Annotated in this window: 13 protein-coding genes; 6 read left to right on the top strand and 7 right to left on the bottom strand. The window is 68.3% G+C overall.

What is annotated here, in order from left to right; genetic code table 11:
* Window position 1 precedes the first annotated feature (1 nt).
* Genes cobT through cobC form a run of 3 tightly spaced genes read left to right on the top strand, consistent with a single transcriptional unit; the run spans window position 2 to window position 2,423 of the window.
* Window positions 2-1,084 carry a nicotinate-nucleotide--dimethylbenzimidazole phosphoribosyltransferase gene (cobT, locus tag PWP93_RS09110; protein WP_421044226.1) on the top strand — a complete coding sequence of 361 codons (1,083 nt, stop codon included), beginning with the start codon at window positions 2-4 and terminating at the stop codon, window positions 1,082-1,084.
* Window positions 1,081-1,848 carry an adenosylcobinamide-GDP ribazoletransferase gene (locus PWP93_RS09105; RefSeq protein ID WP_421044225.1) on the top strand — a complete coding sequence of 256 codons (768 nt, stop codon included), beginning with the start codon at window positions 1,081-1,083 and terminating at the stop codon, window positions 1,846-1,848. Before cobT ends, PWP93_RS09105 begins: the two co-directional genes overlap by 4 nt.
* A complete protein-coding gene (gene cobC / locus PWP93_RS09100; RefSeq protein ID WP_421044224.1) occupies window positions 1,833-2,423 on the top strand; it encodes an alpha-ribazole phosphatase in 591 nt (196 codons plus the stop codon). Before PWP93_RS09105 ends, cobC begins: the two co-directional genes overlap by 16 nt.
* 30 nt (window positions 2,424-2,453) lie before the next feature.
* Here cobC and PWP93_RS09095 read toward each other — a convergent pair whose 3' ends face one another.
* The 3 genes from PWP93_RS09095 to PWP93_RS09085 form a co-directional block, all read right to left on the bottom strand.
* Window positions 2,454-3,386, bottom strand: a complete 933-nt coding sequence (locus PWP93_RS09095; RefSeq protein ID WP_421045052.1) for a cobalamin-binding protein — start codon at window positions 3,384-3,386, stop codon at window positions 2,454-2,456.
* Between the two features lie 131 nt (window positions 3,387-3,517).
* Window positions 3,518-4,090 (bottom strand): bifunctional adenosylcobinamide kinase/adenosylcobinamide-phosphate guanylyltransferase, encoded by a 573-nt coding sequence (gene cobU, locus PWP93_RS09090; RefSeq protein WP_421023397.1) that lies wholly within the window; start codon window positions 4,088-4,090, stop codon window positions 3,518-3,520.
* A 152-nt stretch (window positions 4,091-4,242) separates the two neighbouring features.
* Complete coding sequence (locus tag PWP93_RS09085; RefSeq protein WP_421044223.1) at window positions 4,243-4,662, bottom strand: PaaI family thioesterase; 420 nt, start codon at window positions 4,660-4,662, stop codon at window positions 4,243-4,245.
* Window positions 4,663-4,915: 253 nt separating this feature from the next.
* On the opposite strand from PWP93_RS09085, the gene PWP93_RS09080 reads away from it, so the two are divergent.
* On the top strand, window positions 4,916-5,542 hold the full coding sequence (locus PWP93_RS09080; RefSeq protein WP_421045051.1) for an AAA family ATPase: 627 nt from the start codon (window positions 4,916-4,918) through the stop codon (window positions 5,540-5,542).
* An 89-nt stretch (window positions 5,543-5,631) separates the two neighbouring features.
* Here PWP93_RS09080 and panD read toward each other — a convergent pair whose 3' ends face one another.
* From panD to PWP93_RS09060, 4 genes are all read right to left on the bottom strand, one after another.
* Window positions 5,632-6,018, bottom strand: coding sequence for an aspartate 1-decarboxylase (gene panD, locus PWP93_RS09075; protein ID WP_028221186.1), 387 nt, complete (start codon window positions 6,016-6,018; stop codon window positions 5,632-5,634).
* 90 nt (window positions 6,019-6,108) lie between these two features.
* The gene (panC, locus tag PWP93_RS09070) at window positions 6,109-6,951 is read right to left on the bottom strand and encodes a pantoate--beta-alanine ligase (RefSeq protein ID WP_421044222.1); all 843 of its coding nucleotides are present in this window, start codon (window positions 6,949-6,951) and stop codon (window positions 6,109-6,111) included.
* A gap of 227 nt (window positions 6,952-7,178) precedes the next feature.
* On the bottom strand, window positions 7,179-8,102 hold the full coding sequence (locus PWP93_RS09065; RefSeq protein WP_421045050.1) for a segregation and condensation protein A: 924 nt from the start codon (window positions 8,100-8,102) through the stop codon (window positions 7,179-7,181).
* 23 nt (window positions 8,103-8,125) lie between these two features.
* On the bottom strand, window positions 8,126-8,311 hold the full coding sequence (locus tag PWP93_RS09060) for a DUF3460 family protein (protein WP_129561447.1): 186 nt from the start codon (window positions 8,309-8,311) through the stop codon (window positions 8,126-8,128).
* Between the two features lie 469 nt (window positions 8,312-8,780).
* Here PWP93_RS09060 and PWP93_RS09055 point away from each other — a divergent pair, with 469 nt between their 5' ends.
* Together PWP93_RS09055 and PWP93_RS09050 are read left to right on the top strand one after the other, a co-directional pair.
* Window positions 8,781-10,517, top strand: coding sequence for an autotransporter assembly complex protein TamA (locus PWP93_RS09055; protein ID WP_421045049.1), 1,737 nt, complete (start codon window positions 8,781-8,783; stop codon window positions 10,515-10,517).
* 91 nt (window positions 10,518-10,608) lie between these two features.
* Entirely contained in the window at window positions 10,609-15,213 is a 4,605-nt protein-coding gene (locus PWP93_RS09050; RefSeq protein WP_421044221.1) for a translocation/assembly module TamB domain-containing protein, read from the top strand.
* The last annotated feature ends 140 nt before the right edge of the window (window positions 15,214-15,353 follow it).

The raw sequence follows: 15,353 nt of genomic DNA, 5'->3' as shown, positions 1-15,353 counted from the left end.
CATGACTTCAACGCTTTCCGAATTGCTGGCTGTCGAGCCGCTCGATCCGTCGCTGCGCGAAGAGCTTCAGCACCTCATCGATACCAAGACCAAGCCGCCGGGCAGCCTTGGCCGTCTCGAGGCGCTCGCGCGCCAACTCGGCCTGATCCAGCGCACTACGCGCCCGAGTGTCGAGCGTCCCGCGATGATCGTGTTCGCCGGCGACCACGGCATCGCCAACGAAGGCGTGAGCCCGTATCCGCAGGCGGTGACTGCACAGATGGTCGCGAACTTCATCGCGGGCGGCGCGGCCATCAACGCGTTCAGCGGCGTGGCCGGGCTCGAGCTGGAGGTCGTCGATGCCGGCGTCGCAACGCCATTGCCGCCGCTGCCGCCGTCAACTGAGGGTTCTAAGCTCGTCTCGGTGCCGGTCGCGCGCGGCACGCGCAACTTCGCGCACGAAGCGGCGATGACGCGCGACGAGGCCATTGCTGCGCTCGCGGCGGGCGCGGCGCGCGTGCGTCATCACGCGGCGCTCGGCACCAACGTGATCGGTTTCGGCGAGATGGGCATTGCGAATACGTCGTCGGCTGCGTGCCTGATGAGCCGCCTGTGCGGCGTGCCCATCGACGAATGCGTGGGGCGCGGCACGGGGCTCGACAACGCGGGCCTCGCGCGCAAGCGCAATGTGCTCGCGGCGGCGCTCGCGCGTCACCCGAATGCGCGCGAGCCGATCGATGTGCTCGCAACCTTCGGCGGCTTCGAGATCGCGATGATGACGGGCGCGTTTCTCGAAGCGGCGCGCCAGCGCATGGCGATTCTCGTCGATGGCTTCATCGCGACTGCGGCACTGCTGGTGGCGGATGCGCTCGCGCCGCACGTGCGCGATTACTGCGTGTTCGCGCATGCGTCGAACGAGGCGGGGCATCGTCGCATGCTCGATCATTTCGGCGCGCGCGAGCTGCTCGCGCTCGATCTGCGTCTGGGCGAGGGCACGGGCGCCGCGCTGGCGGTGCCGCTCCTGCGCGCGGCCGTGGCGTTTCTCAATGAAATGGCGAGCTTCGAGTCCGCTGGCGTGGACGAGCGCAGCGAGCGTGGGCATTGAATCCGCTCGCGGAACTGCGTTACTTCTTCACGGCGCTCGGCTATTTCACGCGCGTGCCGGTGCCGCGCTGGGTCGGTTTCGAGCCGCAATGGCTGAACGCGGCGGCGCGCTATTTTCCGCTCGTCGGCGCGTTGATCGGCGCGCTGGCGGCGCTCGTGTACCTCGCGGCGCTCCACGTGTTTCCCGCGAGCGTGGCGGTGCTGCTCTCGATGGCCGCGACGCTCCTCGCGACCGGCGCATTCCATGAAGACGGTCTTGCCGATTGCATCGACGCATTCGGCGGCGCGTATCAGCGCGAGGACGTGCTGCGCATCATGCACGACTCGCGCATCGGCGCGTTTGGCGCCATCGGCATCGTGATCTCGCTCGCGCTGAAGTGGCAGACGCTGGCCGCGCTGCCGCCGTTGCGCGCCGCCACGCTCATGCTCGCCGGCCATGCCGCGAGCCGCGCGCTCGCCATCAGCTACCTCGTCTCGCTCGATTACGTGCGGCCCGATGGCAAGGCCAAGCCGCTCGCGCAGCGCATGAGCGCGCGCTCGCTCGGCTGCGCGTTCGTGTTCGGCCTGCCGTGGCTCTTTTGGCCCGCGTGGCCGGACTGGCGTGCGGGTGTGGCGACGCTCGCGGTGCTCGGCGTGCTGCGCTATGGGCTTGGGCGGTATTTCGTGCGGCGCATCGGCGGCTATACGGGCGATTGCCTCGGCTTCGCGCAGCAGGTGTTCGAGCTTGCGATCTATCTGATGGGGCTCGCTTGGATCTCGTCCTGATTCGTCATCCTGCCGTGGCGGTGGAGGCAGGCGTGTGCTACGGCAAGTCCGACGTCGCGCTTGCCGCAGCCGCCGATGCCGGCGCGGCATCGATTGCCGCTCGCCTCGCCGCGCTCGCCGTGCGCGCGCCGCAACGTATCGAAACGAGCCCGCTCGTGCGTTGCGCGAGCGTGGCGCGCTTGCTCGGGCAGATGCACGACGGCATGGCTGCGCATGAAGATGCGCGTCTCGCGGAGATGGACTTCGGTGCGTGGGAGATGCAGCGCTGGGACGCCATCGAGCGTGCGCAGATCGACGCCTGGGCCGCCGATTTCGCGCAGGCGCGCACACACGGCGGCGAGAGCGTCGCGCAGTTCTACGCGCGAGTGTCGACGTGGTTCGATGCGCTCGACGCCGGGGCGCACGAGCGCGTGTGGGCGGTGGCGCATGCGGGCGTGATTCGCGCGGTTGCCGCGCGCGCATTGGATTTTCCGCTCGAGCGCTGCGCACGCTGGCCGCTCGCCATGGCGGCGATCGTCACGCTGCGCCGCGAGGCGTCGGGCGGCGAGTGGCAGCTCGCGCGCTGGAACGCGTGATGTGCACTGCCGGTTTATTCGGATTCCAGACTAATTGGTGTTTGCATCGCGCGAACGCGCGCGATCGAGATCCTCGCATAACTGCGCTGCGCCTTGTGCGATGCGCGGCCCGGGCCGCGTGAGCAGATCGCCGTCGATGGCGAAGAGATTGCCGCGCGCCACTGCATGCATCTGGGGCCACGCGCGCCAGTGCGCGAGCGCGGGCAGCGGCTGGGCCGGCGCCGTTGCGCCTTGCGACGCGGTGACGATCGCATCGGGATTGGCGGCCAGTACGGCTTCGGTGGAGAGCGTGGGCACCAGCGGATGCAGCGAGGCAAAGACGTTGCGTCCGCCGCATAGCGCGATTACGTCGCTGATCATGTGCTCGCCGTTGATCGTCATGAGCGGCCGGTCCCAGACTTCGTAAAACACCTTCACCGGCGCGCGCTGCGCGTAACGCATGCGCAATTGCGCGATGGTGCTGCGATACGCGAGCGCCGCTTCCGCAGCGGTTTTTTCCGTGCCGAGCAGCGCGCCGAGCCGCGTGAGCGAGGTCGCCACATCGTCGAGCCGTCGCGGTTCGCTGAAGAAGAGCGGGATGTGCAGCTCGTGCAGACGGTCGATCTGCTGCTGCGCATTGCCATGCCGCCACACGACGATCAGGTCGGGCTTGAGCGCGGCGATGCGTTCGAGGTCGAATGCGCGATTGTCGCCGACGCGGGGCACGCTTCGCGCCTGCGGCGGGTAATCGCTGTAGGCGACCGCGCCCACCAGCCTCGCGCCGCCGCCCGCTGCGTAGATCAACTCGGTTGCGTGCGGCGAGAGGCTGATGACGCGCTGTGCGGGCGCGGCGAGCGTGACGGTTTCGCCGGCGTCGTCGACGGCGCTGATCGCGCCGGCACGGGCGGTTCCGGGTGCGAACGCGGCGCAAGCCGCCACGAAGAGCGCCTGGGTGAGCGGGCGGCCGCGCCGGCCGGTGTTCAGCCGCTTTTCGATGTGGTTCGCGAGCGCGCCGAACGCGACCAGCGGATGCGCGCGGCGCGGCTCGCCAAGCCAGCGGTCGACCACTACGCCGGCAACGGCGAGGGCGGCGGTGGCGGGCCGGCTCAGCGTTGTCAGCACGACGGCGGCGCTTTGAGCACGAGCGGCAAACCGGCCGCCACGAGCGTCGCGCGGTCGGCGAGCGCGGCGATGCGCTGGTTCAGGCGGCCGAGTTCATCGACGTAAAGGCGCGTGGCCGCGCCCATCGGCACCACGCCCATGCCGATCTCGTTGCTCACCACGAGCACGGTGCAGTCGGCGCGCTTTGCGCGCTCGCAGGCGGCGGCGAAGGCGTCGAGGCGGGCGCGCCAGTCGGGCAGCGGCGTCTCGGACTCGGGCGGGCACAGCAGGTTGGCGAGCCAGAGCGTGAGGCAATCGATCAGCACGCACTGGCCGGGCGTGGCCGCGGCGTCCAGCGCGCCCGCGAGATCGTGCGGCGCGACGATCAGCCCCCAATGGGCGGGCCGCCGCGCGCGATGATGCGCGACACGCGCGGCGAATTCGGCATCGGCATGCGCGCCACCGGGCATGCTGGCGGTGGCGATATAGGTGACTGGCAGGCCGCTTTCGGTGGCGAGGCGTTCGGCGTAGGCGCTCTTGCCCGAACGCGCGCCGCCGACGATGAAGGTGAAGTCGCGTGAAATCATCGTGCGATTGTAGCGGCCCGCGCAAGCCTGCTTCTAATGTGAACAGCCTCTTCTCTGGCAGATTGACGGCGAGCGCGGCGGGAGCGCGTAGCCTGGCACGCCTTTACGGCGCGAGGGGCTGAAAACGGCGCATTTCAGCGAGGCCTGCCGCTTCAGTACAGCACCATCTGCGTGCAACGGAACAGTGCGGTGGTTTTGCCGTCCGGGCCTGTCACGGTGGCATCCCAGATTTGCGTGCTGCGCCCGAGATGCACGCCGGTCGCGACCACGCTCAGCGTGCCTTCGCGCGCCGTGCCCAGAAAGTTGCTCTTGAGCTCGATGGTGGTGAAATTCTGCGCGCCTGGCGGCAGGTGCGCGAAGCAGCCATAGCCACAGGCCGTATCGGCGAGGCAGATGACCGTGGCGGCATGCAGGAAGCCATTGGGCGCGAGCAGTTCGCTGCGGATATCGAGTTCGGCGCGCAGCAGACCCTGGTCGAGCGCGACCGCGCGAAAGCCGATCAGCTCGGGCAGCCGGCCGCGCTGGCGCTGGTGCAGGGAATCGATGGTGATATCGGTGCGCAAGATGCTCATGGCAGGAGGGTTCCTTGATTGTCGGAAAATAGGGGCGAAGCTCGACGCAGGCACCGGCCCGGACTTCGGCGCCGCCGCATTTGCCGATATTATCGGACGGTTGCGTCGGCGCATCGGTGTGCCGCGCGGCTTCCCGGCGGCTCGCGCGCGCAACGGCGTGGCAGCGGCGGCTCGGCGGAAGCGAAATCGGCAGAATTCGGCAGAATCGGCAAACCGGCTGGCCCGCGCGCCAGCCATCCTGACGGGAGCATTCATGACGGTGATCGTGGTGGCGAACCCCAAGGGCGGCGTTGGCAAGAGCACGCTGTCCACCAATCTGGCCGGCTATTTTGCGGCACAAGGCGAGTGGGTCGCGCTCGCGGATCTCGACCGGCAGCAGTCGGCGCACGCATGGCTCGACCTGCGGCCCGAGACGCTGCCCGCCATCGAGAGCTGGAGCGTCGATCTCGATAACCCGGCGAAACCGCCCAAGGGGCTCGAGCACGCCATCATCGACACGCCGGCGGGGCTGCACGGCAACCGGCTCGCCGCGATCGTCGCGCTCGCGGACAAGGTGATCGTGCCGCTGCAGCCCTCGATGTTCGACATTCTCGCGACCAAGGACTTTCTCGACCGGCTCGCCAAGGAAAAGGCGGTGAGAAAGGGCGCCATCAAGGTGGGCGTGGTGGGCATGCGGGTGGACGCGCGCACGCGCTCGGCCGAGCAGCTGCAGCGTTTCGTGGAGGGGCTGGACTTGCCCGTGCTGGGCTATGTGCGCGACACGCAGAACTACGTGCAGATGGCCGCCCACGGCCTCACGCTATGGGACGTCGCGAAAAGCCGCGTGGAGAAGGATCTCGACCAGTGGCGCTCGATTATCGAGTGGGTAAATGCCAAGTGAGCAGCAAATAAGCGGCAACCCCGGCGGCGCCTGCCTTGCCTGCGGGCGGCGCCGGCGCTCAAGGCCGAGGCCGCCCGGGTTTGGCGCGATCAGGTCCAGCTTTGCGTCGGCACGTGGTCGCGGCTGCCCTTGATGCGGTTGTTCTCGTCGACGAACACGAGGTCCGGCTTCCAGCCCGCCTTCAGCTCTTCTTCTTCCACATTCGCGAAAGCCGCGATGATCACGAGGTCGCCCAGTTGCGCGCGGCGCGCGGCCGAGCCGTTCAGCGAAATCATGCCGCTGCCGCGCTCGCCCTTGATCGCGTAGGTCGTGAAGCGCTCGCCGTTGTTGATGTTCCAGATGTCGATGCGCTCGTTTTCGACGATGTTCGCCGCTTCGAGCAGGTTCTCGTCGATCGCGCACGAGCCTTCGTAGTGCAGCTCGCAGTGCGTGACGGCGACGCGGTGAATCTTCGACTTAAGCATATGGCGTTGCATGGTGAGTCTCCTCATGCGAGCGGGCGCGCGGCCCGCCACGGGTAATACGGGAAAAATCGGCTGGAAAACGTATGAAACGGCGCGCCGCGCTCAGATCTCGAGATTGTCGATCAGGCGCGTGGGGCCCAGCTTGGCCGCGGCCAGCACGACGAGCGGCGCATCCGTATCGGCGGCAACGCCGGCTGCGGGGGGCAGCAGGTTCGCGCGCTTGCGGATGGCGATGTAGTCGGGCTGCCAGCCGCGCGCGGCGAGCGCGGCCATCGCTTCGAGTTCGAGTTGCTGGAAGTCGCGGCGGCCCGAGAGCACGGCTTCGCGAATCCCGCGCAGCGCGAGCGCCAGTTGCGGCGCTTCCGCGCGCTCGGCGGGCGAGAGATAGCGGTTGCGCGAGCTGAGCGCGAGGCCGTCGGTGTCGCGCACGGTTTCGGCGGCAATGATTTCGGTCGGCAGCGCGAACTGCTGGCACATCGCCCGCACGATCATCAGCTGCTGGTAATCCTTCTTGCCGAACACCGCCACGCGCGGCTGCACGCACGACATCAGCTTCATGACGACCGTGCACACGCCTTCGAAAAAGCCGGGCCGGAACTCGCCTTCGAGAATGTCGCCCAGATTGTGCGGCGGATGCACGCGGTATTCCTGGGGCTGCGGATACATGTCGGCCTCGGTGGGCGCGAACAGCACGTAGACGTTTTCCTTTTGCAGCTTCTCGATGTCGTCCTGGAGCGTGCGCGGGTATTTGTCGAAGTCTTCGTTCGGGCCAAACTGCAGGCGATTCACGAAGATGCTGGCGACCACCGGGTCGCCGTGCTGGCGCGCGAGGCGCATCAGCGAAAGGTGGCCTTCGTGCAGGTTGCCCATGGTCGGCACGAACGCGGTGCGGTTTTGGCCGCGCAACTGGTCGCGCAGTTCCTGAATCGAGCTGATGACTTTCATGATCGGATGCGTTATGCCTCGCACGGGGCAAGACGGGTTGCGGCAAGCGGATGGCGCGCGGCGCGGCCGCCCGGATGGCGTGCCCGGCCCGTCAGGGGCAGGCGCGGGCGATTGTAGAGGATTTGCGCGCGCGGCGCAGCCGTTCCGGATGGGGGGTTATCCTGGCCTGCCTTGATGGAGTCTTATCGCCCCTTCATCGAGCGTCAGGCGGAGCGCCGGGCGGGCCGCTAGGCCGGGAGATAGGCGAGGCGCACGTAGATCGGCGCAAACGGCTCGGCCTGGGTAATCTCGATGAGCGACTCGCGCGCGAGCTCGAGCATGGCGATGAAGTTCACGACCACCACGGGCACGCCGCGCGTGGTGTCGAAGAGCTCGGAGAACTCCATGAAGCGTGCGCCCTGGAGCCTGCGCAGGATCACGCTCATGTGCTCGCGCACCGAGAGCTCCTCGCGCGAGATCTTGTGGTGCTGGACCAGCTTCGCGCGCTTGATGACGTCGGCCCATGCGGCGCGCAGGTCGTTGCTGTCCACGTCGGGAAAGCGCGGCGTGATGCTCTGCTCGATATGGACCTCGGCGCGCAGGAAGTCGCGGCCGAGCTGCGGCAGACGGTCGATGCGCTGCGCGGCGAGCTTCATCTGCTCGTATTCGAGCAGGCGCCGCACGAGTTCGGCGCGCGGGTCTTCGGCTTCCTCGCCCGTGTCGGCCTTCTTGACCGGCAGCAGCATGCGCGACTTGATCTCGATGAGCATGGCCGCCATCAGCAGATATTCGGCGGCGAGCTCGAGGTTGGTCTTGCGCAGCTGCTCGACGTAGCCGAGGTATTGCGTCGTGACATCCGCCATCGGGATGTCGAGCACGTTGAAGTTCTGCTTGCGGATCAGGTAGAGCAGCAGATCGAGCGGGCCTTCGAACGTTTCGAGGAAGACTTCGAGCGCGTCGGGCGGAATGTAGAGGTCTTGCGGAAGCTTGAAGAGCGGCTCGCCGTACAGGCGTGCGAAAGCGACGCCGTCGACCGTGTCGGGCGTCGAATCCGTGGCGGGAGCGGTGAGTGCGTCACCCGCGCTGGCCGGGCCCGCCGCAGCGTGATGCGCTTCGGCTGCGGCCGGAAGGGCATGACCCGCGGCGGCCTTCCCTTCGGCCTCGTTAGCCATGTCGGCCCCGTCGGCCTCGGCCATCAGAAGTTCTGGTAGTAGACGTAGGGCGTTTGCTTGACGCGCGAGGCTTGCTGGCGCTCGCGCTCGTCGAGGTCGAGCGGCTGCTTGTCCCAAAGGAGCGCACGGCCTTTGCGCTGCTGCTCTTCCAGGCCGGGCTTCTGCTCTTTGAGTTGATTCAGGAACTGCGTGATTTCCGACTGATACATGGCGAATGTCCGTCGCGGGTAGTTTGCGATTAGTGCGATTCAGTGTGATTGACGCGTGTCGGCGGGAATTTTACCGCAAGCGCGGGACGCGGAACATCCGGACGGGCGACGCTGGAGCCGCGCCCCGGGCGGCCATGGTGCCCGGTTACCCCGCTTCTTGCGGCCCTTTTTGCGCCGCATCCTGGGGTTTTCGAGCGCCGATGTGGTGAAATAACACGTTTGCGCCCGCGCCAGGCGTGTGCAATGGAAAAAGAACGACGGCTGGAGGTTTTGTTTGGCGGGAAGGGTGAACGAAGCGTTGCGCGTGAAGCAGCGTCCCTCGCGGGTGACGCGGCACGGGCACGCCGTTGCGCGGCGCGTCATCGGCGGGCGCATTGTACGCGCCGCGCGCGTCGCACGCCTTGCGCGCGCGCGGACGCGCTCGCTGCGCTTCGCCGCGTGGCTCGCCGTGAGCCTTCTCGTCAGCCTCATGAGCGCGGCGCCCGCGCGGGCCGATCTGGTCGATTTGCTGCCGTGGTCGCACAAGCGCACCTATTACGACGTCGAAGTCCAGACCTCGCCGCGCGAACTGGCCAAGCTGCTCGAAGCGCACCTCGACATCGCGCGCTTTTCCACGCGGCCAGGCGTCAGCGACGACCAGTTCGACTTTCTCATCACGGCCACGCCGCAGCAGGTGCGCGACCTTGCGTCCACGGAAGGCTATTTCACGCCGGTCGTGCGAACCGACGTGCGCAGCGGCGAAAACGGCAAGCGTCGCGTGATCGTGCACGTGGATGCGGGCCCGCGCACGATCATCGCGGCGGTGAGCCTGACCTTCACCGGGCCGGTGCTGACCGAGGATCCCGCGCAGGAAAACGCCACGCGTTTTGCGTTCTCGCTGCACGAGGGCGAAGCCTTCACGCAATCCGGCTGGAACGGCGCCAAGAGCGCGGCGCTCAGGGCGCTGCAGGCGCGCCGCTACCTGGGCGCGAAGATCGTGCGCTCCGAGGCGCGCATCGACCCGCTCAAGCATGACGCGAAACTTTCCGTCACATTCGACAGCGGCCCGACCTTCACGATGGGGCAGATCGACGTCTCGGGCACGCGGCGCTATCCAGGGCGGATCGTGAACAACGTGAACCCGATCACGCCCGGCGAAATCTACGACGTCCACCGCGTGACCGAACTGCAGCGCCAGGTCCAGAACACGCCGTACTACGCGAGCGTGGCCATCGACGTCGACGACAACCCGCAAAAGCCCGATCAGACGCCGCTGCACGTGAAGGTGAGCGAATATCCGTACAACAATTTCCGCGGCGGCGTGGGCTATTCGACCGATACCGGCGCGCATGTCCAAGGCTCGTACACGTATCTGAACACCTTTGGTTCGGCATGGCCGCTGCAGCTTTCGGGCCGGCTCGACCAGATCCAGAAGTACGGCCAGATCCAGCTATCGATGCCGCCGGGCGAGCGTGCGTGGACCAACAGCGTGCTCGCGTCGTACACGACCACCGATGTCTCGGACACCACGATCTACAGCCTGCGCGCGGGCGTGCAGCGCACGCGCACGTCGCAGAACATCGACTTTGCGTATTCGCTGCTCTACTACCAGGACCGCCTCTACCAGAACGCCGGGCCGCCCACCATGGCCCGCGCGCTGATGCCTCAGTGGTCGTGGACGCGCCGCAACGTCGACGACCCGCTGTTTCCCCGCTCCGGCAACCTCGTGCGCGTGGAGGCGGGTTTCGGCGTGAAGGGCGCGGGCTCCGACGCCACCTTTGTGCGCGGCTACATGCGCGGCCAGCAGTACCTGCCGATCGGCCGCGACGACATCGTGCTGTTTCGTGGCGAGATGGGCGGCGTCTTCACGGGAAGCAGCTCGTCGAACGTGCCGGCGTCGCTGCTGTTCCGCGCGGGCGGTTCGAACTCGGTGCGCGGCTATGCGTTCCAGAGCATCGGCGACAACGTCGACGGCTCGGTTCTGCCGACCAAGTATCTCGTGACCGGGTCGGCGGAATATCAGCACTGGTTCAATCACGACTGGGGCGGCGCGGTCTTCTTCGATGTCGGCACCGCCACCGACACGTGGGGAGAAAAGGTCTTCTATCCGGGCGCCGGTTTCGGCGCGCGCTGGCGCAGCCCCGTCGGCCCGGTCAATCTCGACCTCGCGTACGGCTTTCGCGACCGCCGAGTGCGGCCCTACGTGACTCTCGGTATCGCTTTCTGATCATGACGCTCGCCACGTTTCGCGCTGTTTCGACGCCGCTGCCCGCCAGGGGGCGCTCCGCCAACGGGCGTTCCGCCGTGCGGGGCGCCGCATGAGCGCGCGCGAACGCTGGCGTCGCGCGGGCTGGCCCGTGCCTGCGGTGGCGTTTGCCGCGCCCTCGGAGGGTGGCGGGGCGCCGCCCTCCGGAACACCACCGGGCGGCGATGGCGCGAACCGCAGCGGTGGCGCAGATGCGCCGCCGCCGCGCCGCCGGCGCCGCCTGTGGAAATCGCTTGCGTGGGCGGTTGCGGCGCCCGTGCTGATCGTGGCGCTGGTGGCCGGGCTCGTCTATGGCGTGGCGACGACCGAGCGCGGCACGGCCTGGGCCTGGCGCGTCGCCGTCAAGGCGCTGGGCGGGCAACTGGCAGGCCGGCTCGATGGCGGCACGCTCGCAACGGGCCTGCGCCTGCGCGACGTGCGCTGGCGCGGCAAGGACGGCACGACTTTCGCGGTCGACCGCGCGAGCGGCCAGTGGGCGCTGGAGATCCACGAGGGGCGGCCCTGGCGCTTCGTGCTCGATTATCTGCATGTGGGCGACATCGACGCGCGCATCGTGCCGTCCACCAAGCCTTCGTCGCCAATGACGCTGCCGGGCGACCTGCGGCTGCCGCTCGCGCTCGAGATTCGCGATTTGCGCGTGGCGAAGCTCACATTGCACGAAGGGGCCTCGGCCACTGAGTTCTCGAACTTCGCATTCCACGCGCGCAGTGACGGGCGGCATCACGAGGCGGCCGTCGAGCAGCTCGACACGCCATTTGGCGCGGTGAACGCGAGCGCGAAGCTCGACGGCGTGCGGCCGTTCGCGCTCTCGGGCGACCTCGGCTATGCGGGCAAGGTCAACAAGGAGGACGTGCAGGTGAGCGCACGCCTCGGCGGGTCGCTGGAGGCGCTCACCGCCGATATCGCGGCGAGCGGCATGAAGCTGACGGGGCAAGCCCACGCCGAGGCGGCGCCGTTCGCCGCAGTGCCGCTCAAGCGCGTGACGCTGGCCTTCGATCACGTGAACCCCCAGGCGTTTTCGCCGGGCGCGCCGTTCGCCGACCTCGCGCTGCGCGCCGACCTCGCGCCCGCGCAGGGCGGGGTCAAGCCGTTCATGCCTGAGGCGGCGTCGCAGGCTGCGGCGTCCGGGGCGAAGGGCGCGTCGGATGCATTGGCGGGGAGGATGGCGAAGCCGGCGAAGGCGCGGGTCGCTTCGGCTGGCGCGTCTGCCGGCGCGTCGGCCTCTGCACCGGCTCTCGCCGCAGGCTTCGCATCAGGTGCATCGGGCGCTTCCAGCGCCGCGGCGCGTCACGAGAACGCCAACGCAGCGGGCTTCACGGTCGCGGGCACGGTGTCGATCGTCAACGCAAAGCCGGGCGCCATCGACGCGCATCTGCTGCCGCTCATCGACGCGCACACGAACGTCGTGCTCGATGCGCACACGCAGCGCCTCTCGAACCTGAACGTGCGGCTCGTGAAGAACGCCACGGTGACGGGCGGCGGCGTGCTGAGCGGGCGCAATGGCCGCTTCGACCTCAAGGTGGCGGCACTCGACCTGAACGCGATCGAAGCAAGCGTGATCCCGACCCAGCTCGCGGGACCGGTCACGGTGCGCCTCGCCGGCGACGCGCAGAGCGTCGCACTCGATCTCGCCGATCCGAAGGCCGCGCTGCGCCTGCAAGGCAAGGCGACGCAGGATCCCGCGCGCCTCGCGTTCAACGACGTGCGGCTGAGTTCGGGTGCCGGACGTCTCGACCTCTCGGGCGCGCTCAAGCATGACGCCAATTCGAGCTACACGCTCAAGGCGGTGCTGACCGATTTCGATCCGCTCTCGCTGACGTCGCAGGCGCCGGCGCGCACAGACGCGGCGCACAAGGCGGCGCAGCCCGCGGCGCCTACCGATGCGCAGCGCGCCGCGGAAAAGAACGCCCTGAATCCGAAGCGCAACCTCGCGCTCAATCCGGCGATGAACCCCGCGCTCAATCCGGCCCAGACGAGCGAGCAGGCGGACGCGCAGAATGTCGCGCGCAACACGACCCAAAGCGCGACCCAAAGCGCGACCCAAAGCGCGACTCAAAGCGCCACTCGAAACGCCACTCGAAACGCCACTCGAAACGCCACGCAAGCCGCCGCCCCCAAAACGCCCCCGCCGAAAGCGGCGCTGCGCAAAGCCGCGCCGAAGGCCCCGGCGCGCCGCATCACGGCGCGCGTGAACGGCACGCTCAGTGCAAGCGGCATGCTTGCGCCCGCCTTCACGACGAAGGCCGAGTTCAAGCTCGGCCCGAGCGTCTACGACGACTTGCCGCTCACCGGCGAGGGCCTCGTCCAGCTCGCGGGCTCGCGCATCCTGCCGAGCCGCGCGAACCTCTCGGTCGCGGGCAACACCGTCGACCTGCAGGGCAGCTTCGGCGCGCGCGGCGACCGCCTGCGCTTTCGCGTGGACGCGCCGCAGCTCGACCGGCTCGGCTTCGGCGTCGCGGGCCAGCTGGCGGCGAGCGGCGACCTGACTGGCACGTTTGCGCATCCCGACGTGATGCTCGACTACAAGGCCGAGAACGTGGTGTTCGGCGAGAACCGCGTCGGCCACGCCGAGGGCCGCGCCGAGGCGCGCGACGGCGCGAACGGCGCGCTCGCCTTCAGCGCCGATGCGAGCGGCATCGCCGTGGCGGGCGTCGACATCACGACGCTGAGCGCGCGCCTTGTCGGCACGCGCGCGAAGCACACGCTCACCGCGAGCGCGAAGGGCAGGCTGCAGGGGCAGCCGATCGACGTCGCGGTGGCGGCCAACGGCAAGCTCTCGGACACCCGCGAAGGCACGCGCTGGGACGGCACGGTGACGCAACTCGAGAATCGCGGCGTGCCGGGTGTGAAACTGGAGGCGCCGGTGACGGTGAGCGCGGGACCGGGCAAGCTCACGCTTGGCGCGACGCGCATCGCGGCCGTTGGCGCCTTGCTCGACTTGACGTCGTTCGACCTCGATCATGGCCGCATCCGCTCGGCGGGCGCGCTCACGAACGTCTCGGTCGCGCGCATCCTGCAGTTGCGCCAGCAGTTCACGGGAGTGCCGTCCACGCTCAGATCGGACCTGATCTTCGATGGCGACTGGGACTTCTCGCTCGGCCAGAGCGCGAGCGGCTATGTGCAGCTGAAGCGCCGCTCGGGCGACATCACGACCGAGATCGGGCGCGGGTTTGCCTCGCTCGGCATCGGCGATCTACATGCGCGCGCCGCCTTCAGCGGCGGCAACCGGCTCACGTTCACGGCGCATGCGCAGGCGAGCCGCGTGGGCGTGCTCGACATCGACACTAACACCACGCTGGTGGCGCGCGACGGCATCCTCACGATAGCCGACGAAGCCCCGCTCGGCGGCACGATCAAGGCGAACGTGCCCTCGCTCAAGACCACCGGCGGCCTGCTGGGCCCGAGCTATCTGCTCGACGGCCATCTCGCGCTCGACCTCGCGCTGGGCGGCACGGTCGCGAAGCCGAACCTCACGGGCTCGCTCGTCGGCGACGGCATTTCCGCCACGGTCGTCGATCAGGGCGTCGAGCTGAAGGACGGCGTGATCCGCATCGCGCTCTCGAAGAATCTCGTCGACTTCCAGCAGGTCGAGTTCCACGGCGCGACGAGCGGCACGCTGCGCGCGACGGGCCGCGTGCGGCTCGACAATGCGGAGCCCGATCTCACCGCGAGCATCATCGCTGACAAGCTCGAGCTTTTTGCTTCGCCCGACCGCAAGCTGTCGCTGTCGGGCAGCGCGACCATCGCCAATGGGGGGCATCTGGGCGGCATGCAGATCGATGGCAAGTTCACCGTCGATCACGCGCGCTTCGACATGCCCGAGTCAGCGGCGCCCGCGCTCGGCGATGACGTCGTGATCGTGCGCCCCGACGGCACGACCACGGGCGGCGTGCCGCCGCCGATCGAAGAGACGGCGTCGAAAAAACCCGCGCCGCGCTTCTCGCCGCGCTCGAACATCGCCATCAGCCTCGGGCGCGACTTCCGCTTCCATGGCCAGGGCGCGGACCTGGGACTGGCCGGCACGATCACCGTGAATAGCGCGCCCGATGTGCCGCTGCGCGCGGTCGGCAACGTGCGCGTGACCGAAGGATCCACGTACACGGCGTTCGGCACCAAGCTCAACATCGAGAACGGCTTCTTCACCTTCAACGGACCGGTCGGCAATCCGGGCATCAACATCCTCGCGATGCGGCGCAACCAGCAGGTCGAGGCGGGCGTGCAGGTGACCGGAACGGTCCAGGCGCCGGTGGCGAAGCTCGTTTCCGAGCCGAACGTGCCTGACAGCGACAAGCTTTCGTGGCTGCTGTTTGGCCACGGCACCGACCAGGGCAACAACGTCGGCCAGCAGAACGCGATGACGACGGCGCTGGCGCTGCTCGGCAGCGAGCAGGGCAAGCGCATCGCGCAGAGCATCGGGCTCGACGAATTCTCGATCGGGCGCAGCGAGGTCGGCCTCACCGATCCGGAGGTCGTGATGGTGTCCAAAGCCATCAACGAACGGTTCGTGCTCGGCTACGAGCAAGGGCTGCAGTCGGCGTCGAACGCGATCAAGGCCACCATCAACCTCACGCGCTATTGGTCGGTGACCGCTTACGGCGGCACGTTCTATGGCGCGGACGTGCTCTATACAAGGCGCTACGACCGCATCCGGTGGTAGCGGAGGTTCAGCGTTGTCATTCTGGTGGGCAACGGGCAGTACCAGCAGCCGTTGTGGAATCGAACTTCCCCGTGCCACCGCCGCCAGCCGATTGAGGCAGCGCTATGCGGATCGAGAATGTACTGGCCCGGTTCAGCCTT

The sequence above is a fragment of the Paraburkholderia sp. A1RI-2L genome (assembly GCF_048957375.1).
Classification (GTDB): domain Bacteria; phylum Pseudomonadota; class Gammaproteobacteria; order Burkholderiales; family Burkholderiaceae; genus Paraburkholderia.
The sequence above is the reverse complement of the archived record's forward strand: the minus strand, read 5'-3'. Positions and strand labels throughout refer to the sequence as shown.

Coding starts and splice junctions, on each gene's coding strand:
- cobT (WP_421044226.1), top strand. CDS start 2: ATGACTTCAACGCTTTCCGAATTGCTGGCTGTCGAGCCGCTCGATCCG.
- PWP93_RS09080 (WP_421045051.1), top strand. CDS start 4,916: ATGACGGTGATCGTGGTGGCGAACCCCAAGGGCGGCGTTGGCAAGAGC.
- PWP93_RS09050 (WP_421044221.1), top strand. CDS start 10,609: ATGAGCGCGCGCGAACGCTGGCGTCGCGCGGGCTGGCCCGTGCCTGCG.
- PWP93_RS09055 (WP_421045049.1), top strand. CDS start 8,781: ATGAGCGCGGCGCCCGCGCGGGCCGATCTGGTCGATTTGCTGCCGTGG.
- cobU (WP_421023397.1), bottom strand. CDS start 4,090: ATGATTTCACGCGACTTCACCTTCATCGTCGGCGGCGCGCGTTCGGGC.
- PWP93_RS09085 (WP_421044223.1), bottom strand. CDS start 4,662: ATGAGCATCTTGCGCACCGATATCACCATCGATTCCCTGCACCAGCGC.
- panC (WP_421044222.1), bottom strand. CDS start 6,951: ATGAAAGTCATCAGCTCGATTCAGGAACTGCGCGACCAGTTGCGCGGC.
- PWP93_RS09065 (WP_421045050.1), bottom strand. CDS start 8,102: ATGGCTAACGAGGCCGAAGGGAAGGCCGCCGCGGGTCATGCCCTTCCG.
- PWP93_RS09060 (WP_129561447.1), bottom strand. CDS start 8,311: ATGTATCAGTCGGAAATCACGCAGTTCCTGAATCAACTCAAAGAGCAG.
- panD (WP_028221186.1), bottom strand. CDS start 6,018: ATGCAACGCCATATGCTTAAGTCGAAGATTCACCGCGTCGCCGTCACG.